This window comes from Paenirhizobium selenitireducens ATCC BAA-1503 (genome assembly GCF_900492185.1).
Lineage (GTDB): Bacteria > Pseudomonadota > Alphaproteobacteria > Rhizobiales > Rhizobiaceae > Allorhizobium > Allorhizobium selenitireducens_A.
On record NZ_UEYP01000001.1, the window covers coordinates 367,460 to 390,606 of the forward strand.

The following is a 23,147-nucleotide window of genomic DNA, read 5'->3' on the forward strand; positions in this document are numbered from 1 at the left end:
TCAGACCTTGGCCTTCTTCTGGACCGGAACGGCGCGCTGGACGGCCTGGGCGATGATGCCGGACGGCATTCGATCGCGCAGTTCGTCACCTTGCTCGGCCATGACAGCCTTTAGCTGGGTGACGATGCTCGCCTGGCGGTTCTCGTTGGTCACCTTCTGACCGACCAAGTCCGTGACGTAGAAGGTATCGATAACTTTTTCGCCGAAGGTGGTGATGCGCGCCGAGTGGATGTCGAGCGACAGGTCGGAGAGGACCGCGGTGATTTCGGCAAGCAGGCCGATGCGGTCGAGGCATTCGACTTCGACGACGGTGAACTTGTTCGACAGCGTGTTCGAGATCGTCACATGCGGCTGGACCGGGAAGGTCTTGTTCTTCTTCTTGCCCTTGCTGCGGGTGGCAATCACTTCCGGCAGACGCTTGCGGCCCGACAACACGTCTTCGATCATCTTGCCGATGGTTGCGGCACGCCGCATCTCGTCCTCGTCGATGGGGAACTCGCGGTTGACCAGAATGGTGTCGAGCGCCCGACCGTCGGAGGTGGTGAAAATCTGCGCATCGGCAATGTTGGCACCGGCCGCGGCACAGGCGCCGGCGATGATCGACAACAGGCGCGGATGGTCGGGCGAGAGCACCGTGATCTCGGTGATCGCATGGAAGGAGTGGGTGCGAACCATGGTCGCCAGCGCCTTGCCGGCCTTGTCCGCTTCACGGATGAAATGGGCGTGGCGCACCTGGTCTTCCAACTCCACGGAGAGCAGATAGGGCTCGTAGTGCAGCTTGGTATAGGTCTTCTGGTCCTTCTGGCTCCAGTCGCCGAGTGCCTGCGTCAGCATTTCGGCCGCATGCTTGGCCCGCTCCTTGCGCGACACTTCGGAGAAACCGCCGGACAGGAGCAATTCCGTCTCGTAGTAAAGCGTGCGCAGCAACTGGCCCTTCCAGCCGTTCCAAACCCCCGGCCCGACCGCGCGGATGTCGCAGACGGTCAAGACGAGCAGCATCTTCAACCGATCGAGCGACTGGACCTTCTCGGCGAAGTCGGTGATCGTCTTGCGATCGTGCAGGTCGCGGGTCTGGGCGACCATCGACATCAGCAGATGCTGCTCGATCAGCCAGGCGACGAGCTCGGTCTGCTTGGCATTGAGGCCGAAGCGCGGGCAGAGCTTGCGTGCCACCTTGGCGCCGGCGATGGAATGGTCTTCCTGGCGGCCCTTGGCGACATCGTGCAACAGGACGGCCACATAGAATGCCTGCCGATCCTCGATGCTCGGCAGCACCTTGGCCGACAGCGGATGAATGTCCTCGGCCTTGCCCTTGTCGATCTCGGCCAGCACTTCCACGGTGCGGATCAGATGCTCGTCGACGGTGTAGTGATGATACATGTTGAACTGCATCATCGAGACGATCTTACCGAATTCGGGGATGAAACGGCCGAGCACGCCGGCCTCGTTCATCCGCCGCAGCACGAAGCCTGGATCACGGCGCGACGTGAGGATGGCAAGGAAGAGGCGGTTCGCCTCCTCGTTCTCGCGGAAGTCGTGGTCGATCAGCGCCAGCGAGCGGGTCACGGCCCTGAGCGCGTCGGGATGGAATTCCAGCCCCTTCAGGTCGGCGACGTGAAAGAGCCGCATGATCGACACCGGATCGCGCTTGAAGACATCCGGATCGGCGAGCGCAATGCGGCCACGGTCCTCGATGAATTCCGGAGTGCCCGGCAGCTTGCGGGCGCGATTGGCAAAACGCCCGATCACGCCGGTCAGGCCCGGCGCCGCCTTGGCCTGCTGCTCCTCGAGTGTCGCGCAGAAGATACGCGTCAGGTCGCCGACATCCTTGGCGACGAGGAAATAGTGCTTCATGAAGCGCTCGACGGCTGAAAGGCCGGGGCGTGGCTGGTAGCCGAGATTGCGGGCGATCTCCGGCTGGATATCAAAATAGAGGCGTTCCTCCGGCTTGCCGGTCAGATAGTGCATGTGACAACGCACCGCCCAGAGGAAGTCGTCGGCCTTCTCGAACAGACGCCATTCCTGGCGGGACAGCACGCCAAGCCGGACGAGATCGCCGGCGTCGCGGATGTGGTAGCGATATTTGGCAATCCAGAACAGCGTTTGCAGGTCACGCAGCCCGCCCTTGCCTTCCTTGACGTTGGGCTCGACCAGATAGCGGCTGTCCCCCGCCTTGCGATGACGTTCGTCCCGCTCGGCCAGCTTGGCGGCGATGAATTCCGGCGCTGTATTGTTTGTCACTTCCTGGTCGAAGCGGCGCTGCAGTTCGGTGACGAGCGCCTCCTGGCCGCAGACGAAGCGCGTTTCCAGAATGGCCGTGCGGATCGTCATGTCGTCCTTAGACAGGCGCATGCACTCATCCACGGTGCGGGTCGCATGGCCGACCTTGAAGCCGATGTCCCACAGCAGATAGAGCATGAACTCGACCGCCTTGTGCATGTCCGCCGTCAGCTTGGGAGGCGTCAGGAACAGGAGGTCGATGTCCGAGCCCGGTGCCAGTGTGCCGCGGCCATAGCCGCCGACCGCCGAGACCGCGACCATGTCGGCCTTGTCGCGATAGACGTGGCGTACGACGAGATCGAAGATCACCGAAATCAGCTGGTCCTGAATCCACGAGATCCGCCGGGCGCAATTGATCCCGCTGCCATCCTGGAACAGCTTTTCCTTGGCCAGTTCCCGGCCGTCGGCGCTGACCTTCTTGAGGATCGGCAGCAGCCCGGCCCGGATGTCGAGCAGGTGACCGGAATGTGCGAGCGCGACGGCCTCGCAGTCAGCCTTGAGGGCGGCGACGTCGAGCAGGTCGCCGTATTCGAGTTCGGTCATGGCCATTGTTGCGGCATGCTTTCTTCGGCTTGTCGGCCTGCCCGAAGGCCGGCGACGGATGGCGCTATAACGCCTTTCGGGCGCCTTGGACAGGGATATTAGCCCTCAAGGCTTGCCAAGTTGTTTCCTCAAGTCATACAGCGCGTCGAGCGCCTGGCGCGGTGTCATGTCGTCGAGATCAAGGCCTTTCAACATTTCCTCGACCTTGGACGGCCCTGCCTTTTTCGCCTCCTCACGGCGCACCGCCACCTGGAACAAGGGCAGGTCGTCGATCAGCGAACTTGCCGGGTTCTTGCGATCGGCATCCTCCAGGCGGGTCAGCACATCACGCGCCCGGGCCACGACGGAAGCCGGCAGACCGGCAAGGCGCGCCACCTGAATGCCATAGGAACGGTCGGCGGCGCCGGGGCCGACTTCGTGCAGGAAGATCACGTCATTGTCCCATTCCTTGACCCGCATGGTGACGTTGGAAAGGCGCTCGAGCTTTTCCGACAGCACCGTCAGTTCATGGAAATGGGTGGCAAACAGCGAGCGGCAGCGATTGACCTCATGCAGATGTTCGACCGCCGCCCAGGCGATCGACAGGCCGTCGAAAGTCGCCGTGCCGCGGCCGATCTCGTCGAGGATGACGAGCGAGCGCTCGGTCGCCTGGTTGAGGATCGCCGCCGTCTCGACCATCTCGACCATGAAGGTGGAACGGCCGCGCGCCAGGTCGTCGGAAGCACCAACGCGGGAGAACAGGCGATCGACCACGCCGATATGGGCAGCACCCGCCGGCACGAAGGAGCCCATCTGCGCCAGGATGGCGATCAGCGCGTTCTGGCGCAGGAAGGTCGATTTACCGCCCATGTTGGGGCCGGTCAGCAGCCAGATCGCGCCGTCCGAGCCCGTCTCCGACGGCGAGAGATTGCAGTCATTGGCGATGAAGGGGCTCGCCGACTGGCGGCGCAGCGCCTGTTCGACCACCGGATGGCGACCGGCGACGATGGAGAACATTCGGCTGTCGTCGACCAGCGGGCGGCAATAGCCCTGCTCCTCGGCAAGGGCGGCCAGCCCGACGGCAACGTCGATGACGGCCAGCGCCCGCGCTGCCGCCTTGATCGGCTCGGCGGCAGCGACCGCCTCCGCCGTCATCCGCTCGAAGGCCTCGAGCTCGATCGACAGCGCCTGGCCGGCGGCGTTGGCGATGCGGGTTTCCAGATCGGCAAGCTCGGTCGTGGTGAAGCGCATGGCGCTGGCCATGGTCTGGCGGTGGATGAAGCGGGCCTTGGCCGCCTCCCCGTCCGTCATCGTTCCGGAATTGCCGGCGGTCACCTCGATGAAATAGCCGAGCACGTTGTTGTGCTTGATCTTCAGCGACTTGATGCCGGTCTCCTCGGCATATTGCAGTTGCAGGCCGGCAATCACCCGGCGCGACTGGTCGCGCAGTGCCCGTACCTCGTCGAGCTCGGGGACGGCACCGGCCTTGAGGAAGCCACCGTCCCGCTTCAGCAGCGGCAGCTCTTCCGCCAGCATCGCGCCGAGCAGGTCGGCGAGCGCCTTGGGCAAGACCTTGAGATCCGCAACGGCTGCGGCGAGTTCTTCGGGAAGAACCGCACTGCCCAGCAGTGCCGCGACCTCGCCGGCCGTGACGATCCCCTGCAGGATCGCGCCAAGGTCCCGCGGGCCGCCGCGATCGAGCGCCAGGCGCGAGAGCGCGCGCGGCATGTCCGGCACGCGTTTGAGGCCGTCGCGCAGCCGGTCGGAGAGCGATGGCTCGGACAGCAGGAAGGCGACGGAATCCTGCCGCCCGGCAATTTGCTCCGGATCGGTCAACGGTGACATCAGCCGCTCGGCCAAAAGGCGGGCGCCGCCGCCGGTTACCGTCCGGTCGATGGCTTTCAGCAGGGAGCCGTTGCGATCGCCCGACAGCGTCTTCACCAGCTCGAGATTGGCACGGGTGGCGGGATCGATGAACAGCGTCGAGGCAGCACTCTGGCGCTCGGGAAGCCCGAGCGGCGGGCGTTCGGAGATCTGGGTCTTCTCGACATAGGCAACGGCGGCGGCGGCGGCAGCAATCTCTGCGCGGCTGAACGTGCCGAAACCATCCAGCGTCTTGACGCCGAAATAGCGGGCGATGCGCCCTTCCGCCGTCGCGCTGTCGAACAGCACCGCCGGCTGGGGTACGACCACGCGGCCAAGCACATCGAAGGCAGGTTTCAGTTCCGGATCGAAGAACAGCGTGTCGGCGACGATCAGTTCACGCGGCTCGATCCGCAGGATATCCGCGAGCAGACGCCCCTCGTCGGTCTCGGCGAGACGGAAGATGCCCGTCGAGATGTCGATCCAGGCGATCGCCAATTGCGGGGTCGCACCGCCCCGGATGCGGGCAAGCGCCATCAGGTAGTTCGATTCCGATGGCGAAAGCAGCCTTTCCTCGGTCAGCGTGCCGGGGGTCACGAGACGCACGACGTCGCGCTTGACGACCGACTTCGATCCGCGCTTCTTCGCCTCGGCCGGATCCTCGACCTGTTCGCAGACTGCGACGCGGAAACCGAGCGAGATCAGCTTCTGCAGGTAGTCGTCGGCGGCATGGACCGGCACGCCGCACATCGGGATGTCCTGGCCCAGATGCTGGCCGCGCCTGGTCAGCGTGATGCCGAGCGCGCGCGAGGCGTCGACGGCATCCTCGAAGAACAGCTCATAGAAATCGCCCATCCGGTAGAACAGCAGGCTGCCCGGATTGTTGGCCTTGATCTCGATATACTGCTCCATCATCGGGGTCGCAGACGCGCGGCTTTCCTCCGAGGCAAGCTCGGCGGCGTTCAGGACCTCGTTGGTGGGGACGCTGTTGATTGTCACTGTCTGAAGTTTTCTTGAAACGGAAGTCGTGCAACACTAACGACCTAAGCCAAGCAAAAACAACCGCCAAGGTCGACCGGGCCAAGGCTGCCCACAACAAGCTTCGAGGGAACATGGCAAGCAAGGATCGCAACGGACGCAGCAAGACGTCGGTCACGGAACAGGAAGCACTCGATTTCCACGCCCAGGGACGGCCGGGCAAGCTGGAAATCACCCCGACAAAGGCCATGGCCACCCAGCGCGACCTGTCGCTTGCCTACTCGCCGGGCGTCGCCGTTCCGGTGAAGGCGATCGCCGCCGATCCGGCGACCGCCTACGACTACACGACGCGCGGCAACATGGTCGCCGTCATCTCGAACGGCACGGCCATTCTCGGACTGGGCAATCTCGGCGCGCTGGCCTCCAAGCCGGTAATGGAGGGCAAGGCCGTGCTCTTCAAGCGCTTCGCCGACGTCGATTCGATCGATCTCGAGGTCGATACCGAGAATGTCGAGGAATTCATCAACTGCGTGCGTTATCTCGGGCCCTCCTTCGGCGGCATCAACCTCGAAGACATCAAGGCGCCGGACTGCTTCATCATCGAGAGCCGACTGCGCGAGATCATGGACATCCCGGTCTTCCATGACGACCAGCACGGCACGGCGATCATCGCCGCGGCAGGCCTGATCAACGCGCTCGAGCTGACCGGCCGCGACTTCAAGACCACCAAGCTGGTCTGCAACGGCGCCGGCGCTGCGGCGATCGCCTGCATCGAGCTCATCAAGGCGATGGGCTTCAATCCCGCCAACATCATCCTGTGCGACACCAAGGGCGTGATCTACCAGGGCCGGATCGAGGGCATGAACCAGTGGAAGTCGGCCCATGCGGTCAAGACCGACCGCCGCACGCTGAAGGAAGCCATGGAAGGTGCCGACGTCGTGCTCGGCCTGTCGCAGAAGGGCGCGTTTTCCGCCGACATGATCCGCTCCATGGCGGCAAACCCGATCATCTTTGCCATGGCCAACCCCGACCCGGAAATCACCCCGGAGGAAGTCGCCGAGATCCGTGACGACGCCATCATGGCGACGGGCCGCTCGGACTATCCGAACCAGGTCAACAATGTTCTGGGCTTTCCCTACATCTTCCGGGGAGCGCTCGACGTGCGTGCCTCGCAGATCAACGACGCGATGAAGATCGCCGCCGTCAGGGCGCTTGCGAGCCTGGCGCGCGAGGACGTGCCGGACGACGTCGCGGCCGCGTACCAGGGCAACCGGCCGCGCTTCGGGGCCGAATATATCATTCCCGTGCCCTTCGATCCGCGCCTGATCTCGGCCATCCCGGTCGCGGTGGCGAAAGCGGCGATGGAGACCGGGGTTGCCCGTAAGGCGATCGAAGACCTCGACGCCTATAGCCGCGAGCTTTTTGCACGGCGCGACCCGATTGCGGCCACGACCCAGCGCCTCTACGAGAGGGTCCGTCAGAATCCCAAGCGTGTCGTCTTCGCCGAGGGCGAGGAAGAGCAGGTGATGCGGGCAGCGATTTCCTTCGTCAACCAAGGGCTCGGCACCGCCATCCTGCTCGGTCGCGATGCGCCGCTCAAGGAAACCGCCGAACGCGCGGGCATCGATCTCGACCGCCCCGGCATCGAGGTGGTCAATGCCCGCGTCTCGACCCGGGTCGAGGCCTACACCGAATATCTCTACTCGCGCCTGCAGCGCAAAGGCTACCTGCACCGCGACTGCCAGCGCCTGATCAACACCGACCGCAATCATTTTGCCGCCTGCATGGTGGCGCTCGGCGATGCCGACGCCATGGTGACCGGCACCACTCGCAACTATTCGACCGCGCTCGAGGACGTTCGCCGCTGCATCGATCCGCAGCCGGGCCATCGGGTGATCGGTGTGTCGCTGGCGCTGACGCGCGGCCGCACGGTTCTGGTGGCCGACACCGCCGTCCACGACATGCCGACGGCCGAAGAACTCGCCGACATCGCCGAGGAGGCTGCCGGTCTTGCCCGACGCCTCGGCTACGAACCCCGCGTGGCGCTTCTCGCCTATTCGACCTTCGGCCATCCGACCGGTGAACGCTCCGAACGGTTGCGCGAGGCGGTAAAGATCCTCGACAAGCGCCGTGTCGATTTCGAGTATGACGGCGAAATGGGGGCTGACGTCGCGCTCAACGCCCACCGCATGGAGCAGTACCCGTTCTGCCGCCTGTCGGGCACCGCAAATGTCCTGGTCATGCCAGCGATCCACTCTGCCTCGATCTCGACCAAGATGCTGCAGGAACTCGGCGGCTCGACCGTGATCGGTCCGCTGCTGGTCGGGCTGGAGAAGTCCGTGCAGATCGCCCAGATCGGCGCCAAGGACAGCGACATCGTCAACATGGCGGCGATCGCCGCCTACAATGCCGGCGAGTGATCCGGCATAGGCCCGACCAAGCACCAAAGAACAGCCCGCCGACCCAAGTCGGCGGGCTGTTTTTTTCCTCAAGCTTTCAAGGCATGAGAATCAGCTGGCGAAGCGGCCGGCGTCGGCGCCGTAATAGTTGCGGTAACGGTCGGAAATGCTGGAGATCGGCAGGACGATCAATGCGTCCGTGGTGTTGAAGGCGTGATCGACCACCGCGCCTTCGCCGATCATCGCGCCGAGCCGCAGATAGCCCTTGATCAGCGGCGGCATGGCGGCAAGCGCCTTGCGCGGATTGATCGCCTCGACCGGCATCAGATCCATTTCACGATAAAGTTCGGGCAGTGCACGAACCGCCCATTCATCACGCGCCACGGCGTTGTGGTAGAGGAAGGACAGCGCCAGCGCATGCTCTTCGGGACGAATGCCGGGGAACGAACCGCAGCCGAACATGGCATCGACACGATGGGTCAGCGCATAGGCCCAGCATCCCTGCCACAGAAGTTCGACGGTGCGTTTGCTGCGGTATTCCGGCAGAACGCAGGAACGGCCGAGTTCCATGAAGCGCTTTTCCGGATGACGTGCCATCAGGGCGTCGACGTCGAATTCGGTCGCCGAGTAGAAGCCGCCATTGGTGCGCGCCACGTCGTGACGCAGAAGCCGGTAGGTGCCGACGATCTGATCCTCCGGGTCGCAGTCGAGCGAGCGGTCCAGCACCAGGAGGTGATCGCAGACCATGTCCCAGGCATCGATGTCGCGCTTGCGGCGGGCCGAATCCGAAGGGATCTGCGCGCCCATCTCTTCGACGAAGACCCGGTAGCGAACGGCCTGCGCGGCATCGATCTCGCGATCGTTGCGGGCAATCCTGGTCTCCAGGTTGCCGATGCGTCCGAGCAAGCCTTCCGTCGTCCGACCGGCGACTGCGGCGGACTGCGCGCCACCATCGACCAGGGACACTCGATCCAAAAGTTCAATGCTCATAGCGACTCGTCCGGGTTGTCTTAAAGCGCCATAAACCATGGATGTGCGACAGCAAAGTGACAGATGACGCTGCACTGATGGAGCCCCGGCGGGCTCTTCCGTTTCCGGCTGTCTCACGCATCCGCGGCAAAGGGCAGATTACGCTTTCGAGGCCCGATGCGCCAGTATCTCGTCGAGGAGTATGAGAGCGGCACCGACACTGATGAAGCTATCGGCAAGATTGAACACGGCAAAGGACCAAGTCTGGGTGTAGAAGAGGACGTAGTCGACCACGTGACCATAGACGAAGCGGTCGATGATATTGCCGAGCGCACCGGCGATGATCATGGCGAAGCCGAGATGGGCGATGTGGTGTCCGGGGCCGGTCCGTTTCCACAGCCACAGGACAAAAGCGACGATGACGATCCGCAAGCCGACGATGAACCAGCCATGGGCGTCGGCCAGCATGGAGAAGGCGACGCCGAGATTGTGCGTGCGGTAGAGTGCCAGCATGGGCATGACCGGCACGGCCTCGTGCAGCGGCAGGTAAAGCTCGACGGCAAGCTTGATCGCCTGGTCGAGCAGCAAGGCAATGGCGATGAAGATCGCGGCCGGCAGCGGCCGGCTGAAGGGGGCGAGGAAGGTGTTCATTTGGGCCCGTCGAGGGTCAGAAGATGGCGGCGGACCTCGAACAGCATGACGCCGGTCGCAACGGCCAGATTGAGCGAATCGGCGCGTCCGACCTGCGGAATGCGGGCCAGCGCATCGGCAGCACCCGCCATATCGTCGGGCAGGCCCGACTGCTCGTTACCCATCATCAGCACGACAGGCTTGCTGCGGTAGTCGATAGTGCGATAGTCAACCGCGCCGGCGAGATGGGTCGCGACGAGACGCGCGCCGCACTCCTTCTTCCAGCGCAGGAAATCGGCGGGCGTCGTCTTGACCAGTGGCACGGCGAAGAGCGAGCCCATCGTGGCGCGCACGGTCTCCAGCGAAAACGGGTCGGTGCAGTCGCCGACCAGGATCACGCCCGAGGCGCCAGCGGCGTCGGCGGTGCGGATGATGGTGCCGAGATTGCCGGGATCGCGGACGCGGTCGAGCGCCACCCACGTCTCGGATCCTGAGGGCCGGACAACCTTCAGCGACTTCCAGCGCTGTTCGAAGACGCCGGCGACCATCTGCGGATTTTCCCGCCGGGTGACCGACGCCATGACCTTCTCGCTGACCTCGAGCACCAGCCCGCCTGCGGCGACGGTACGGGCGGCGACCTTTTCGACCAGGGGTTTGCCTTTGGCACCCTTGGAATAGATCAGTGTGCGGATCGTCCAGCCCAGATCGAGCGCGTCGATGACCAGCTTCAGGCCTTCCGCCATGAAGCTCTTGGTCTCGTCGCGCGTCTTCTTCAAGGACAGCGCCTTGATGTCCTTGATGATCGGATTGGCCAGGCTGGTGATTTCCTTGACCTGGCCGACCCGGCGGGGGCCGTCATTCCTGTACTCTTCGTTCATTTCGGCACCCAGCGGCTGAAAAGAGAGGTCGAGAGCGCCCGGCCCGGGGTCTTGCCGTCGAGGCCGGCCTCGCGGATCACCAGTTCGCCGGATTCGACGAGGCCGCCCTTGCCGCGCATCGTCTCGCGCATCAGTTCGTGGATCGAATAGAAGCTCGCGCGGATCGAATAGGCGGTGAGCACCAGGCCCAGCGTCTTGGGTGCCAGGAGTTCGCGGCAAATGTCGAGCATCAGCGGCAGATGCTCGAACAGGTGCCAGACCTCGCCATTCGGTCCCCGGCCGAATTTCGGCGGATCGGTCAGGATGATGTCGTAGCGGTGGCCGCGCCGCTCCTCGCGCTGAATGAACTTCATCGCGTCGTCGCAGATCCAGCGGATCGGCGCCTTGTCGAGCCGGCTCAGCGACTGGTTCTCGCGGGCCCAGCCGATCGCCTTCTTCGACGCATCGACATGGGTGACCTCGGCGCCGGCGGCAGCCGCGACCAGCGAGGCAACACCGGTATAGCCGAACAGGTTCAGCACCTTCAGCGGTCGATCTGCCGTCTCGACACGCTCCTTCATCCAGCTCCAGTGGGCGATCTGCTCAGGGAACACGCCGACGTGACGGAAGGATGTGAAACGGCCGAGAAAATCGACGCCGAGCAGCGATAGCGGCCAGGTCTCGCCGAGCGCTTCGCGGGGAAAGCGCCAGCGGCCCATGCCGTCCTCATCGGTGTCGCCGGTAAAGATCGCATCGGCCTTTTCCCAGACATGCGCCGGCAGTGTCTTGGGCCACAAGGCCTGGGCTTCGGGCCGGACGATGCGATAGGGACCGTATTGCTCGAGCTTCTCCCCCGCGCCGCTGTCGATCAGATGGAAGTCGCCGGCGCCCTGGGATTCGAGGATCACCGGCACGCGTTCGGCCGGGCGCTCGCCGGTGCGCACCATCAGTGTCCGCTGCGGCTCGGCCGGCGGGCGGGCACTGTCAACCGCCATCGACATGTCGGCCGGCTTCGACGCGCGCGCCTCGCCTTCGGAAAGCTTGACGCCGTGCGGCTTCAAGGAAGCGCTCCGGTCCGCATCGCGAAGGCCAGCCTTGACAGGCTTCGCCATGGGCTTGGACGCCTTCCCGGCCTTTCCGGCGGATGCGTTGCGCATCGGCCGGCGTTCCTTGTTCTTCACGCGATGATCCTGCTTGTCGTCCTGAAATCGAGCGAAACGCCTTAGCACCCCTGCACAGCTGGGAAAAGCGCTTTCCCGCCCGCATCTTCGCGCACCTTGCGTGCGACAGCGTCACGTTTGCCGTGTCATCTGGCCAGCATCACCTGTTCAGCGTCACTTGGCCGGAATCTGCGGCAATCCGCTGCCGGCCAGTTGTTCGGCGCGACTCTTGTGTCGATCGGCCTCGGCCTGCCAGCGCACGGCCTGACGGGATTCGGTGCGGGCCTTCTTGCGGTACTTGCCCTGAGCGAGCCAGGTCGCGGCAGAGCCGAGCAGAAGGCCCAGAATGAGCGCGAGAAACAGGAAGACGAAGAATGGCGCGGTCAGGGACAAGAGGGCGTCGTCGGGCTTGAACGGATTGAGCGCGAGCGTCACCGCCTGCCGATTGGCCACCGACAAGACGATCAGCACGATCGCCAGGGGCACGAAGACAACCAGACTGACGACTTTCTTGACCATAGCGCATTACTCCTCGGCGGCCCGCCGCCACGCATCCGATCTCAGTTCGGCGGATGCCTCCAAGTTAAGCCGCGTCGCGGGCTTTTCAAGCGCGCCGGGCTTCTGACCGATTATTCGTCGCCTTCGTCTGCCATGCCGGGATTGAGCCGTTCGCGCAATTCCTTGCCGGTCTTGAAGAAGGGAACCCATTTTTCCTCGACGAAGACGGTTTCGCCGGTGCGCGGATTGCGGCCCGAGCGCGAAGGCCGGTTTTTCACCGAAAACGCGCCGAAGCCGCGCAATTCGACGCGATTGCCCGCCGCGAGCGCGTCGGTGATCTCGTCCAGAACCGCATTGACGATGTTTTCCACGTCACGATGGTAGAGATGCGGATTACGCGCCGCGACAATCTGCACCAGTTCCGACTTGATCACGCGCGCCCCCTGAATGGTTGAGTAGACCTTGGTCGCTCCAAACGTGCCAAACCGAAAAAGCAGCGTCAAGGAACAACTTAACCGGCCCGAGGCGATCCGCTCGGCCGCCGGTAAAACACCACAATGTCGCGGGATAATCAACCTTCGGCGGTCGTTTCGCCTCATCTTGGACATCGGAGCCAGGCAGCATGGGTTTTCAGGCCCTTGCCGTCCGGACCGGCGGCGGCCGCTTGTATTCGCTCGGGCAATTTCCATATTGGCAAGCGAATGCAATAATGCGAAATGTCAACCGGATTCCTCCCCCGCTTATCCGGGCAGGCCAACCCGAACAGGCTTCACTTATGTTGAATCGCGTGGACCATGGTGCGACGACCGCTGGCGGCCGGCCAGAGGGCGATGCCTATCGCCTTGCCGTCAGCCATTCCGCCCGGGTCAAGCGCTTGAAGGTCCTTCTGCCTGTCGTCGCCTTACTCATCTCGCTCGCCTTCGTCGGCGTCTCGGTGGTCAGGGCCTATCTGCCGGAGAACCTGCAGATCGCCTCGGCCAAGATCGAGAATGGCAAGGTGGTGATGGAAAAGCCGGCAATCGCCGGGCGCAACGAAGACGGCATCAGCTATTCGATGCGGGCCGAACGCGCGCTTCAGGACATCAAGAACCCGAACATCATCGCGCTCGAAACGATTGCAGCAGCCGTGCCGCTGAACGAGAAGATCATCGCCCGGGTCGAGGCGTTGAGCGGGGTGTTCGACCGCTCCTCCGATCTTCTTGACATGGACAAGCCCTTCACCATCAAGCTCTCGACCGGCCTCGAGGCCAGCTTCCAGTCCGCCCATCTCGACATCAAGGGCGGCAAGATGGAGACGAGCGATCCGGTCGCCATCAAGGCGGACGAAGCGTCGATTGTTGCGCAGTCGCTCAAGATAACGGATAAGGGACGCATCATCACTTTTCAGGGCGCCGTTCGGGTAAACATCGAACCGTCCGCCATCCGCAAAACAGGCAATTGAGAGCCGGGCCCGTCATGAATTTCGAACGCCGTACATCGTCCTTCAAGACTGGCCTCCTGGTCGCAACCGGTCTTGCCTTACTGGCCTGCTCGCCGGCCGCGTTGGCCCAGGCGACAAAGAGCAATCTGAATGGCCTCAAGCTGTCGAACGACCAGCCGATCCAGATCGAAAGCGATACGCTGGAGATCCGCGAGCAGGAAAAGACCGCGCTGTTTTCCGGCAATGTCAAGGTCGTGCAGGGCACGACGACGCTGCAGTCGGGCAACATGACCGTGCACTACCGCGGCGAGGGCACCAGCGTCACCAACGGCAATGCCGACATCGAGAAGATCGACGTCACCGACAAGGTCTTCCTGTCTTCCGGAACGCAGCAGGCGACGGCGGACAAGGGCACCTTCAATCTCGACGCCCAGGTCTTCGTGCTGGAAGGCGACCGGGTGGTGCTGTCGGAAGGCCAGAACGTCTTCGTCGGCTGCAAGCTGACGGTGCAGATGAATTCGGGAGAAGCCAAACTCGACAGCTGTGGCGGTCGCGTGCAGATCCAGCTCGATCCCAAGTCCCAGAAGAAGAATTAGTATCGGCCACAACGTGAAAATTCCCGTCGTCTCAGACCTGATCGGCGCCAATCGCGCGCCGCAGCCCAATCCTGCGGAAGTGCGTCTCGACAAGACGCGCTATGAGGGGACACTGATCGCCCACGGCCTGACGAAAAGCTACAATACCCGCCGCGTGGTCAACGGCGTATCGCTGGTCGTGCGCCGCGGCGAAGCCGTCGGCCTGCTCGGCCCGAACGGCGCCGGCAAGACGACCTGTTTCTACATGATCACCGGCCTCGTGCCGGTCGATGCCGGTACGATCGCCATCAACGGCAACGAAGTCACCGGCATGCCGATGTATCGGCGCGCGCGCCTCGGCGTCGGCTACCTGCCGCAGGAAGCCTCGATCTTTCGCGGCCTGACGGTCGAGGACAACATCCGGGCGGTGCTCGAACTTCACGAGAGCGACGGCAAGAAGCGTGATGCCAAGCTCGACGAACTGCTGCACGAGTTTCACATCGAGAAATTGCGCAAGTCTCCGGCGGTGGCGCTGTCAGGCGGCGAACGCCGGCGGCTCGAAATCGCCCGGGCACTGGCCACCGATCCGACCTTCATGCTGCTCGACGAGCCATTTGCCGGCGTCGATCCGATTTCGGTATCCGACATCCAGAACCTCGTCCGTCACCTGACGGCGCGCGGCATCGGTGTGCTGATCACCGATCACAATGTCCGCGAAACGCTCGGGCTGATCGACCGCGCCTACATCATCCATGCCGGCGAGGTGCTGACGCACGGGCGGGCCAACGACATCGTCAACAACCCGGATGTGCGCCGCCTCTACCTCGGCGACAAGTTCAGCCTCTGACCCCTACTTAAGAAATACGCCGGCACCCCACGGTTCGGCTTGACCAAACCTCGCAAAAAAGCAATTTTTGGGCCAAGTGGATTACAACGGAAAGTCCCGCGCCACAGAGCGGGATTTCAAGGCTGTATAGGGGAGTTTCGCGTCCGCCATGGCGTTGTCGGCAAACCTGTTCCTGCGCCAGAACCAGTCGCTGGTGATGACACCGCAACTGATGCAATCCATCCAGTTGTTGCAGATGACTCATCTCGAACTGATGAATTTCATCGCGCAGGAGGTGGAAAAGAACCCTTTGCTCGAAATGGCGGCGGAGGGTGGCGAACAATTGGGCGAGCCGCGGACCGGCGGCAATGACGACGCTCCTTCAGCCAACCAGCACGAGAGCAGCGCGAGCGACGAGCACGCCGAGCCAAGTCCCTCTCTCGACAGCGAATGGTACGAACCCGGGCATGGCGACAGGCTCGATGACCGCCTTGATGCCAATTTCGACACGGCGCTTTCCGACGAGGGAACAGCGACGCGCGCCGATGCGCCGGAACTGCTCGGCCAATGGAAATCCATGCCCGGCGGTGGATCAGGCGAAGGGGAAGGCTATGACCTCGATGATTTCGTCGCCGGCCAGATCAGCATCCGCGACCACCTCAATCAGCAGATTCCCTTTGCGCTGTCCAAGCCCGGCGATCGGCTGATTGCCGCGATCCTCATGGATCACCTCGATGAAGCCGGCTATCTGCGCGCCGATATCGACGAGATAGCCGCGCGGCTCGGTGAAACGGCAGAACATTTGTCGACCGTCCTGGAAACGCTCCAGGATCTTGATCCGCCCGGCATATTCGCCCGCTCGCTCAGCGAGTGCCTCTCGATCCAGCTGAAGCAACGCAATCGCCTCGATCCGGCGATGAAGTCGCTGATCGACAATCTCGAACTGCTCGGCAAACGCGACTTCTCCAGCCTCAAAAGGCTCTGCGGCGTGGATGAGGAGGATCTCATCGACATGCTGGCCGAGATTCGCAAGCTCAACCCGAAGCCGGGCAGCGGCTTCGAGAACAGCATCCTTGAATCGGTGGTTCCCGACATCGTCGTGCGCCCGGCGCCGGACGGCAGCTGGCGTGTCGAACTCAATCCGGACGCCCTGCCCCGCGTGCTGATCAACCAGAATTATGTGACGGCCGTCGGCAAGGGAAGCAAGGCCTCCGACAAGGACCAGGCTTTCCTGTCGGAATGCCTGCAGAACGCAAACTGGTTGACGCGGAGCCTGGACCAGCGGGCCCGCACGATCGTCAAGGTGGCGAGCGAGATCGTCCGCCAGCAGGACGCCTTCCTGCTTCACGGCGTCGACCAGTTGCGGCCGCTCAACCTCAAGACGGTCGCCGACGCGATCAAGATGCACGAATCGACGGTCAGCCGGGTGACGTCGAACAAATACATGCTGACGCCGCGCGGGCTGTTCGAGCTCAAATACTTCTTCAGTGTCTCGATCGGCTCGGCCGAGGGCGGCGACAATCATTCGGCCGAGGCGGTGCGCCATCGCATCCGCGCGTTGATCGCCCAGGAAAGCTCCGATGCCGTGCTGTCGGACGACGATATCGTGCACACGCTGAAATCCTCCGGGGTGGATCTGGCGCGCCGCACCGTGGCGAAATATCGCGAGGCGATGAATATTCCGTCCTCGGTCCAGCGTCGCCGCGAGAAGCGCGCGATCGCCAAGGTCGCGGCAATTTAGGATTGCGAAATCACCGCCCAGGTTGAGGAAAGGTTAAGAAGGCGTTGACTTTTACAGGTGGCAGGGCTAGAAGCCCGCCCCGATCGACAGAGGTTCAGACGTTCCGACTTATCCCCAAATCTACGCTCGGCACACAGGAAACGAACCGACATTAGCGCTTGAAAAGCTTGGATGCGGAAGGGGCTTGGCGTAAGCTGATCGACGCCAACCAATGATAAGAAGGGAAACGCCATGAGTGTTCGTGTATCCGGCAAACATATGGAAATCGGCGATGCTTTCCGGCAAAAGATCGGCGAGCGGGTCGAAGACGCCGTCACGAAGTACTTCGACGGAGGCTATTCGGGCCAGGTTACCGTAACGAAGTCGGCAGCAGCCGCAGCGCCGTTCGTCGCCGATTGCATGGTGCACCTCGACGCCGGTGCCAACCTGCAGGCCACCGGCTCGGCCAACGACCCGCAGATCGCCTTTGACATTGCCGCGGACCGCATCGAGAAACGCCTGCGCCGTTACAAGCGTAAGCTCAAGGACCACCATCCGAACAACCAGGCGAGCCCGGCTGTCGAGATCGCCTATACGGTCATGGATGCGGTGCCGGACGAACACGACGAAGTGCCGGAGGACTACGCGCCGACGATCGTTGCCGAAAGCACCAAGAAGCTGCGCACGATGTCGGTTGCCAATGCCGTCATGGCACTCGACATGACGGATGAGCCGATCCTGTTGTTCCGCACGCCGGGCACGCAGGAAGTGAACATCGTCTACCGCCGTCACGACGGCAATATCGGATGGATTGATCCCGCCAACATCAGGGGCTGACCAGCCCACGGCAAGCGGCGGTTCGCCGCCGCCTGCCTCATCCTTGTCTCGGCGGCATGAAGGATTTTGAAATGGCCTTGGCAGATTTGCTGCAACAAGATGCGGTCGTTCCCGCGCTTCGGGTGAATTCCAAGAAGCAACTCCTGCAGGAACTGGCGGCCAAAGCCTCGAAACTGACAGGCATTTCCGAGCGGGAAATCTTCGACGTCATCCTGCAGCGCGAGCGGCTCGGCTCAACCGGCGTTGGAAACGGCATTGCCATTCCGCACGGCAAGCTCAGCCGCATCCACGCCATCACCGGCATTTTCGCCCGGCTGGAAACCCCGGTCGACTTCGAGGCCCTGGATGACCAGCCGGTCGATCTGGTGTTTCTGCTGCTCGCGCCCGAAGGCGCCGGCGCCGATCACCTGAAAGCGCTGTCGCGTATCGCCCGCGTGCTGCGCGACCAGGACCTGGTGGCCAAGCTTCGCGCAACCGATTCCGCCTCCGCCATCTATGCCTTTCTCAACGAGGAACAGGCGTCGAACGCCGCCTGAGCGCCGAGACGACCTCATGAAAAAAGCGCCCGTCGGGCGCTTTTTTCGTTTGATTGCCGGTGAGCCGCAGCTCAGCCGTTCTTGACGTCCGCAGCATCGCCGTTACCTTCGGCCTTCGGGCCGCCCTTGGCGACACCGACCATGGCCGGGCGCAGTACCCGGTCGCCGATCGCATAGCCCGCCTGGACCACCTGCACCACGGTATTGTTGGGCACGTCGGCATTGGGGATTTCGAACATGGCCTGGTGGAAGTTCGGGTCGAACTTCTGGCCTTCCGCGTCGATCTTGCGAACGCCGTGGCGCTCGAGCGTCGCAAGCATGCCACGCTCCGTCATCTCGACACCCTCGACCAGAGCGGAAAGACCGGTATCAGCGGCGGCGCGGGCTTCGTCCGGAAGAGCTTCAAGCGCGCGGCGCAGATTGTCCGAGACCGACAGCATGTCGCGGGCAAACGCCGTGACGGCATAGGCCTTGGCGTCTTTCAGCTCGCGCTCCGTGCGGCGACGCAGGTTGTCCATTTCCGCGGCCAGCCGCAGGAAGCGATCACGCAGTTCGGCATTTTCCGCCTTCAGCGTCTCGATCGGGTCAACCTCCGCTTCCGTGCCGGGGGTTGCGGCGTCCTGCGCGGCATCGGCCGCGGCGGTTTCAGCCGCTGTGTCAGGGCCGTTGTTGTTGGCTTCGTCGGTCATGACGTCCTCCGAGTGACAGTGTTTGCAATTCGTGCCCGATATCAGGGTTTAAGGTGGAAAAATCAAGGTTCTGGCGAAAGAAGTGTCGCGCCCGATCCGCTACAGTCCCGAACGCGCCAATCGCGCCATCAGCTGGGCCGTATAGTCGACCATCGGCACGATGCGGGAATAGTTGAGCCGTGTCGGGCCTATGACGCCGACCGCGCCGACGATCTTGTCTTCGCCGTCGCGATAGGGCGCAACGATGAGCGACGAGCCCGACAGCGAGAACAGCTTGTTTTCCGAACCGATGAAGATCCTGACGCCCGGACCGCTTTCGGCGAGATTGAGGATCTCGATCAGGCTTTCCTTGCGCTCCAGGTCGTCGAACAACAGCCGCAGGCGGTCGACGTCTTCCGAGCCGGCAAGGCCCTCGAGCAGATTGGCGCGGCCACGCACGATCAGCCGCGTCGGCTTTTCCTCGTCGCTGCCGCCCGACCAGACGGCAAGGCCGCGCTCGACCAGGTCCTGCGACAGCGTGTCGAGTTCACCGGCCACCTGCTGCTTCAGCTTCACCAACTGGGTCCGCAATTCGGGAAGCGTCTGCCCGGCCAGATTGGCATTGAGAAAATTCGCGGCTTCCGTCAGTTGCGAGGCCGTGATGCCCACCGGCAGGTCGATGATGCGGTTCTCGATCTGATTGTGCTCGCCGACGAGCACCGCGAGTGCCTTGGTCGGCTCCAGGCGGATGAACTCGACATGCTTGAGGATCGGGTCGTTCTTGGCCGAGATGACCAGGCCCGCGCCGCGCGACAGGCCGGAGAGCATGCGGCTTGCCTCGGTGAGCAGGTTTTCCATCGGCTGGGCCGGACCCGGCGGGCGGATCTGCCGCTCGATGCTGCCGCGTTCCTCGGCGGTCAGATCGCCGACCTGCATAAAGGCGTCGACGAAGAAGCGCAGTCCCTGCTGCGTCGGCAGACGGCCGGCGCTGATATGCGGGGAATAGATCAGCCCCAGATCCTCGAGATCGGCCATGACATTGCGCACCGATGCCGGCGACAGCGACATCGGCAGCAGGCGGGAAAGATTGCGCGACCCGAGCGGATCGCCCGACTCCAGATAGGTTTCGACGATACGTCGAAAAACTTCCCTGGAGCGCTCGTCCAGCGAAGCGGTCACGTCCTTCGACGGTGACTTCGGTGATTTCATGCGTCGCGTAGGCGTTGTTGGTCTGTCATTGCCCTGAAATATAGTCACTCCCGCAGCGATCACCAATGGGGAATTTCGCCAAGTTCCGCCGGAATTGGCCGGCATCATGGTTTTTCTTTGCAAATCGCAACCACGGACCGTAGAAGGCCTCTAACGATCTCAGGAGTGGGCAATGCGGCCATCAGGCAGAAAAACCGACCAAATGCGCAAGGTGTCCTTCGAGCGCAATTTTTCCAAGCACGCGGAGGGTTCCTGCCTCGTCAAGTTCGGCGACACACATGTGCTGTGCACCGCAAGCCTGGAAGAGAAGACCCCGCCGTGGCTGCGCAACAGCGGCAAGGGCTGGGTCACGGCCGAATACGGCATGCTGCCGCGCGCCACCGGCGACCGGATGAAGCGCGAAGCCGCAGCCGGCAAGCAGGGCGGCCGCACGCAGGAAATCCAGCGGCTGATCGGCCGCTCGCTGCGTGCCATCGTCGATCTCGAAGCGCTCGGCGAACGCCAGATTACCCTTGACTGCGACGTCATCCAGGCCGATGGCGGCACCCGCACGGCCTCGATCACCGGCGCGTGGATCGCCCTTCACGACTGCCTGAAGTGGATGGAAGCGCGCAACATGGTCAAGGTCGAAAAGGTCCTCAAAGACCATGTCGCGGCCATTTCCTGCGGCATCTTCGCCAACCAGCCGGTCATCGACCTCGACTACCTGGAAGATTCGGCGGCCGAGACCGATGCCAACTTCGTCATGACCGGCTCGGGCGCGATCGTCGAGGTGCAGGGGACCGCCGAAGGCGCGCCGTTCTCGGAAGAGGAATTCCTGACGCTGATGCGGCTTGCCCGCGGCGGCATCGGTGAACTCGTCGAGATGCAGAAGCAGGCCCTGCTCTAGACGCGAAAGACCAGAGGACCGGGAGACGTGACGCAGCCCTTGGAAGGTATCCTGGAGACAGCGCTCTACGCCGCTGACCTCGATGCGGCGGAAGCCTTCTACGGCGGCGTGCTCGGCCTGGAAAAGGTGACCCGGCAGGCAAACCGACACCTGTTCTACCGCTGCGGCCCCGGCATCCTCTTGATCTTCAACCCGGCCGAGACGGCAAAGCCCGTCCCGGCCGGTGCCCTGCCGGTGCCGAGCCATGGGGCGACCGGACCCGGCCATGTCTGCTTCCGCGTGCGCGGCGAACAGATAGAGGGGATCGTCGAGCGGCTGCAGGCGGCGGGCGTGCCGGTGGAATCGGACTTCTTCTGGCCGAACGGGGCGCGCTCCATCTACTTCCGCGATCCGGCCGGCAACAGCCTGGAATGCGCAGAGCCCCGGCTCTGGAACCTTAAATAGGATTTGACCGCATGCGAAAGCTCGACACCCGCACCATCGTGGTTGCCAGCCACAATGCCGGCAAGATCGCCGAGATCGCCGACCTGATCGGCCCGTTCGGGTTTTCGGCCAAGAGCGCGGCCGAACTGAAATTCGCTGAACCCGACGAGACCGGCACGACCTTTGAGGAGAATGCCGCGATCAAGGCGCTCGCCTCCGCTCGCGCTTCGGGCATGCCGGCGCTGTCGGACGATTCCGGCCTGGTCGTCGATGCGCTCGACGGCGCGCCCGGCGTCTACACGGCCAACTGGGCCGAGCGCGAGGACGGCAGCCGCGACTTTGCCATGGCGATGGAGAAGGTCGAAAAGGCCCTTGCCGAACGTGGCGCCACCAGCCCCGACCAGCGCAGCGGGCGTTTCGTCAGCGTGCTTTGCCTTGCCTGGCCCGACGGCCACACCGAGATGTTCCGCGGCGAAGTCGAGGGCACGATCGTCTGGCCGCCGCGCGGCACCAAGGGCTTTGGCTACGATCCCGTCTTCCAGCCTGAGGGGTTCGACTCCACCTTTGGCGAGATGACGTCGGAAGAAAAGCACGGCTGGAAGCCGGGCGATGCGCAAGCGCTGTCGCATCGGGCGCGTGCCTTCAAGACCTTCGTCGAAACCTGCCTGGAGGCCTGAACCGCCGATGTCAGAGGCCCCGCCGCTTCTTTTGCCCGATACCGGCGAGCCGGGCTTCGGCGTTTACGTGCATTGGCCGTTCTGCGCGGCCAAGTGCCCGTATTGCGATTTCAACAGCCATGTCCGCCACCAGCCGGTCGACCAGCCGCGCTTCGTCTCCGCCTTCCTGCAGGAGATGGAGGAGATGCGCCGGCTCAGCGGGCCCAAGACCGTCACCAGCATCTTTCTCGGCGGCGGCACGCCCTCGCTGATGGACCCTAAGACCGTCGGCGCCATCCTCGACGGCATTGCCCGCCAGTGGCACGTGCCCGACGGCATCGAGATCACCATGGAGGCCAATCCGTCGAGCGTCGAGGCGACCCGCTTTCGCGGCTATCGCTCAGCCGGCGTCAACCGCGCCTCGCTCGGCGTCCAGGCGCTCAACGATCCGGACCTGAAATTCCTCGGCCGGCTGCACGATGTCGAGGATGCCTTGAAGGCGATCCGGCTGGCGCGCGAGATCTTTCCGCGCATGTCCTTCGACCTGATCTATGCCCGGCCGCACCAGACGGTCGATGCCTGGGAAAAGGAATTGCGCCAGGCGATCTCCTATGCCGTCGACCACCTCTCGCTCTACCAGCTGACCATCGAGGAAGGCACGGCCTTCTACGGCCTGCACAAGGCCGGCAAGTTCATCGTGCCGGACGAGGAGCAGGCAGCGCTGCTCTATGAGGCCACGCAGGAGATCACGGCAAGCGAAGGGCTTCCGGCCTATGAGGTTTCCAACCATGCCCACCCGGGCGCGGAGAGCCGGCACAACCTGACCTATTGGCGCTATGGCGACTATGCCGGCATCGGCCCCGGCGCCCACGGACGGCTGACGCGCGGCCGCGACAAGCTGGCGACCGCCACCGAACGCAATCCGGAAGGCTGGCTCACTGCCGTCGAGCGCGATGGCCACGGCATGATCGAACAGGAATTGCTGGGCTCGGACGAGCAGGCCGACGAACTGCTTTTGATGGGACTTCGGCTGCGCGAAGGCGTGGACCTTGCCCGCTGGCAGCAGCTTTCCGGCCGCGATCCCGATCCGGCGCGCGAGCAGACTTTACTGGAACACGGCTTCATCGAGCGGCTCGGCAATTCGCGCCTGCGCTGCACGCCCAAGGGCATGCTGATCCTCGACGCGGTGGTGGCCGATCTCGCCTGCTGAGAAGGCGAAACGAGGAGAAGAC

At 63.5% G+C, this 23,147-nt stretch carries 21 protein-coding genes; 11 read left to right on the forward strand and 10 right to left on the reverse strand.

Annotated elements, in window-relative coordinates; genetic code table 11:
• Together RHIZ70P_RS01755 and mutS are read right to left on the reverse strand one after the other, a co-directional pair.
• Complete coding sequence (locus RHIZ70P_RS01755) at nucleotides 1-2,829, reverse strand: [protein-PII] uridylyltransferase (RefSeq protein WP_115668652.1); 2,829 nt, start codon at nucleotides 2,827-2,829, stop codon at nucleotides 1-3.
• A 99-nt stretch (nucleotides 2,830-2,928) separates the two neighbouring features.
• Nucleotides 2,929-5,664 (reverse strand): DNA mismatch repair protein MutS, encoded by a 2,736-nt coding sequence (mutS, locus tag RHIZ70P_RS01760; RefSeq protein WP_419178254.1) that lies wholly within the window; start codon nucleotides 5,662-5,664, stop codon nucleotides 2,929-2,931.
• Nucleotides 5,665-5,777: 113 nt separating this feature from the next.
• Here mutS and RHIZ70P_RS01765 point away from each other — a divergent pair, with 113 nt between their 5' ends.
• Entirely contained in the window at nucleotides 5,778-8,063 is a 2,286-nt protein-coding gene (locus RHIZ70P_RS01765; RefSeq protein WP_115668653.1) for an NADP-dependent malic enzyme, read from the forward strand.
• 90 nt (nucleotides 8,064-8,153) lie between these two features.
• Here RHIZ70P_RS01765 and RHIZ70P_RS01770 read toward each other — a convergent pair whose 3' ends face one another.
• From RHIZ70P_RS01770 to RHIZ70P_RS01795, 6 genes are all read right to left on the reverse strand, one after another.
• Nucleotides 8,154-9,032: a GNAT family N-acetyltransferase gene (locus tag RHIZ70P_RS01770; protein WP_115668654.1), complete on the reverse strand. Its 879-nt coding sequence runs from the start codon at nucleotides 9,030-9,032 to the stop codon at nucleotides 8,154-8,156.
• Between the two features lie 138 nt (nucleotides 9,033-9,170).
• Complete coding sequence (gene lspA, locus RHIZ70P_RS01775; protein ID WP_115668655.1) at nucleotides 9,171-9,662, reverse strand: signal peptidase II; 492 nt, start codon at nucleotides 9,660-9,662, stop codon at nucleotides 9,171-9,173.
• A complete protein-coding gene (locus tag RHIZ70P_RS01780; protein ID WP_115668656.1) occupies nucleotides 9,659-10,519 on the reverse strand; it encodes a TrmH family RNA methyltransferase in 861 nt (286 codons plus the stop codon). Before RHIZ70P_RS01780 ends, lspA begins: the two co-directional genes overlap by 4 nt.
• Nucleotides 10,516-11,679 carry a class I SAM-dependent methyltransferase gene (locus RHIZ70P_RS01785; protein WP_419178255.1) on the reverse strand — a complete coding sequence of 388 codons (1,164 nt, stop codon included), beginning with the start codon at nucleotides 11,677-11,679 and terminating at the stop codon, nucleotides 10,516-10,518. Before RHIZ70P_RS01785 ends, RHIZ70P_RS01780 begins: the two co-directional genes overlap by 4 nt.
• Nucleotides 11,680-11,832: 153 nt before the next feature.
• Nucleotides 11,833-12,177: a DUF1049 domain-containing protein gene (locus RHIZ70P_RS01790; RefSeq protein ID WP_115668657.1), complete on the reverse strand. Its 345-nt coding sequence runs from the start codon at nucleotides 12,175-12,177 to the stop codon at nucleotides 11,833-11,835.
• Between the two features lie 110 nt (nucleotides 12,178-12,287).
• A complete protein-coding gene (locus RHIZ70P_RS01795) occupies nucleotides 12,288-12,590 on the reverse strand; it encodes an integration host factor subunit beta (RefSeq protein WP_028738774.1) in 303 nt (100 codons plus the stop codon).
• Nucleotides 12,591-12,931: 341 nt separating this feature from the next.
• Here RHIZ70P_RS01795 and lptC point away from each other — a divergent pair, with 341 nt between their 5' ends.
• From lptC to ptsN, 6 genes are all read left to right on the forward strand, one after another.
• Nucleotides 12,932-13,597 carry an LPS export ABC transporter periplasmic protein LptC gene (lptC, locus tag RHIZ70P_RS01800; protein ID WP_115668658.1) on the forward strand — a complete coding sequence of 222 codons (666 nt, stop codon included), beginning with the start codon at nucleotides 12,932-12,934 and terminating at the stop codon, nucleotides 13,595-13,597.
• 14 nt (nucleotides 13,598-13,611) lie between these two features.
• A complete protein-coding gene (locus tag RHIZ70P_RS01805; RefSeq protein ID WP_115668659.1) occupies nucleotides 13,612-14,172 on the forward strand; it encodes an LptA/OstA family protein in 561 nt (186 codons plus the stop codon).
• 40 nt (nucleotides 14,173-14,212) lie between these two features.
• Nucleotides 14,213-14,998, forward strand: a complete 786-nt coding sequence (gene lptB, locus RHIZ70P_RS01810) for an LPS export ABC transporter ATP-binding protein (RefSeq protein WP_181903933.1) — start codon at nucleotides 14,213-14,215, stop codon at nucleotides 14,996-14,998.
• A 148-nt stretch (nucleotides 14,999-15,146) separates the two neighbouring features.
• Complete coding sequence (rpoN, locus tag RHIZ70P_RS01815; protein WP_115668661.1) at nucleotides 15,147-16,718, forward strand: RNA polymerase factor sigma-54; 1,572 nt, start codon at nucleotides 15,147-15,149, stop codon at nucleotides 16,716-16,718.
• Nucleotides 16,719-16,949: 231 nt separating this feature from the next.
• Nucleotides 16,950-17,534, forward strand: coding sequence for a ribosome hibernation-promoting factor, HPF/YfiA family (hpf, locus tag RHIZ70P_RS01820; RefSeq protein ID WP_115668662.1), 585 nt, complete (start codon nucleotides 16,950-16,952; stop codon nucleotides 17,532-17,534).
• A gap of 71 nt (nucleotides 17,535-17,605) precedes the next feature.
• The gene (ptsN, locus tag RHIZ70P_RS01825) at nucleotides 17,606-18,070 is read left to right on the forward strand and encodes a PTS IIA-like nitrogen regulatory protein PtsN (RefSeq protein WP_115668663.1); all 465 of its coding nucleotides are present in this window, start codon (nucleotides 17,606-17,608) and stop codon (nucleotides 18,068-18,070) included.
• 71 nt (nucleotides 18,071-18,141) lie between these two features.
• Here the strand turns inward: ptsN and grpE are convergent, their stop codons facing one another.
• Nucleotides 18,142-18,759: a nucleotide exchange factor GrpE gene (gene grpE / locus RHIZ70P_RS01830; RefSeq protein WP_115668664.1), complete on the reverse strand. Its 618-nt coding sequence runs from the start codon at nucleotides 18,757-18,759 to the stop codon at nucleotides 18,142-18,144.
• A gap of 99 nt (nucleotides 18,760-18,858) precedes the next feature.
• On the reverse strand, nucleotides 18,859-19,947 hold the full coding sequence (gene hrcA / locus RHIZ70P_RS01835; protein WP_115668665.1) for a heat-inducible transcriptional repressor HrcA: 1,089 nt from the start codon (nucleotides 19,945-19,947) through the stop codon (nucleotides 18,859-18,861).
• A 172-nt stretch (nucleotides 19,948-20,119) separates the two neighbouring features.
• Here hrcA and rph point away from each other — a divergent pair, with 172 nt between their 5' ends.
• The 4 genes from rph to hemW are packed head-to-tail and all read left to right on the forward strand — an operon-like array spanning nucleotide 20,120 to nucleotide 23,125.
• Nucleotides 20,120-20,836, forward strand: a complete 717-nt coding sequence (gene rph, locus RHIZ70P_RS01840; protein ID WP_115668666.1) for a ribonuclease PH — start codon at nucleotides 20,120-20,122, stop codon at nucleotides 20,834-20,836.
• Nucleotides 20,837-20,863: 27 nt separating this feature from the next.
• Nucleotides 20,864-21,280 (forward strand): VOC family protein, encoded by a 417-nt coding sequence (locus tag RHIZ70P_RS01845; protein WP_115668667.1) that lies wholly within the window; start codon nucleotides 20,864-20,866, stop codon nucleotides 21,278-21,280.
• An 11-nt stretch (nucleotides 21,281-21,291) separates the two neighbouring features.
• Nucleotides 21,292-21,936 (forward strand): RdgB/HAM1 family non-canonical purine NTP pyrophosphatase, encoded by a 645-nt coding sequence (gene rdgB, locus RHIZ70P_RS01850; RefSeq protein WP_115668668.1) that lies wholly within the window; start codon nucleotides 21,292-21,294, stop codon nucleotides 21,934-21,936.
• Nucleotides 21,937-21,943: 7 nt separating this feature from the next.
• Nucleotides 21,944-23,125, forward strand: a complete 1,182-nt coding sequence (gene hemW, locus RHIZ70P_RS01855; RefSeq protein ID WP_115668669.1) for a radical SAM family heme chaperone HemW — start codon at nucleotides 21,944-21,946, stop codon at nucleotides 23,123-23,125.
• Nucleotides 23,126-23,147 lie beyond the last annotated feature (22 nt).

What these genes read in the sequence shown, in the direction of transcription:
- RHIZ70P_RS01755 (WP_115668652.1), bottom strand. Translation starts at nt 2,829, where the DNA reads ATGGCCATGACCGAACTCGAATACGGCGACCTGCTCGACGTCGCCGCC.
- RHIZ70P_RS01765 (WP_115668653.1), top strand. Translation starts at nt 5,778, where the DNA reads ATGGCAAGCAAGGATCGCAACGGACGCAGCAAGACGTCGGTCACGGAA.
- RHIZ70P_RS01770 (WP_115668654.1), bottom strand. Translation starts at nt 9,032, where the DNA reads ATGAGCATTGAACTTTTGGATCGAGTGTCCCTGGTCGATGGTGGCGCG.
- lspA (WP_115668655.1), bottom strand. Translation starts at nt 9,662, where the DNA reads ATGAACACCTTCCTCGCCCCCTTCAGCCGGCCGCTGCCGGCCGCGATC.
- RHIZ70P_RS01780 (WP_115668656.1), bottom strand. Translation starts at nt 10,519, where the DNA reads ATGAACGAAGAGTACAGGAATGACGGCCCCCGCCGGGTCGGCCAGGTC.
- RHIZ70P_RS01790 (WP_115668657.1), bottom strand. Translation starts at nt 12,177, where the DNA reads ATGGTCAAGAAAGTCGTCAGTCTGGTTGTCTTCGTGCCCCTGGCGATC.
- lptC (WP_115668658.1), top strand. Translation starts at nt 12,932, where the DNA reads ATGTTGAATCGCGTGGACCATGGTGCGACGACCGCTGGCGGCCGGCCA.
- RHIZ70P_RS01805 (WP_115668659.1), top strand. Translation starts at nt 13,612, where the DNA reads ATGAATTTCGAACGCCGTACATCGTCCTTCAAGACTGGCCTCCTGGTC.
- rpoN (WP_115668661.1), top strand. Translation starts at nt 15,147, where the DNA reads ATGGCGTTGTCGGCAAACCTGTTCCTGCGCCAGAACCAGTCGCTGGTG.
- hpf (WP_115668662.1), top strand. Translation starts at nt 16,950, where the DNA reads ATGAGTGTTCGTGTATCCGGCAAACATATGGAAATCGGCGATGCTTTC.
- ptsN (WP_115668663.1), top strand. Translation starts at nt 17,606, where the DNA reads ATGGCCTTGGCAGATTTGCTGCAACAAGATGCGGTCGTTCCCGCGCTT.
- grpE (WP_115668664.1), bottom strand. Translation starts at nt 18,759, where the DNA reads ATGACCGACGAAGCCAACAACAACGGCCCTGACACAGCGGCTGAAACC.
- hrcA (WP_115668665.1), bottom strand. Translation starts at nt 19,947, where the DNA reads ATGAAATCACCGAAGTCACCGTCGAAGGACGTGACCGCTTCGCTGGAC.
- rph (WP_115668666.1), top strand. Translation starts at nt 20,120, where the DNA reads ATGCGGCCATCAGGCAGAAAAACCGACCAAATGCGCAAGGTGTCCTTC.
- rdgB (WP_115668668.1), top strand. Translation starts at nt 21,292, where the DNA reads ATGCGAAAGCTCGACACCCGCACCATCGTGGTTGCCAGCCACAATGCC.
- hemW (WP_115668669.1), top strand. Translation starts at nt 21,944, where the DNA reads ATGTCAGAGGCCCCGCCGCTTCTTTTGCCCGATACCGGCGAGCCGGGC.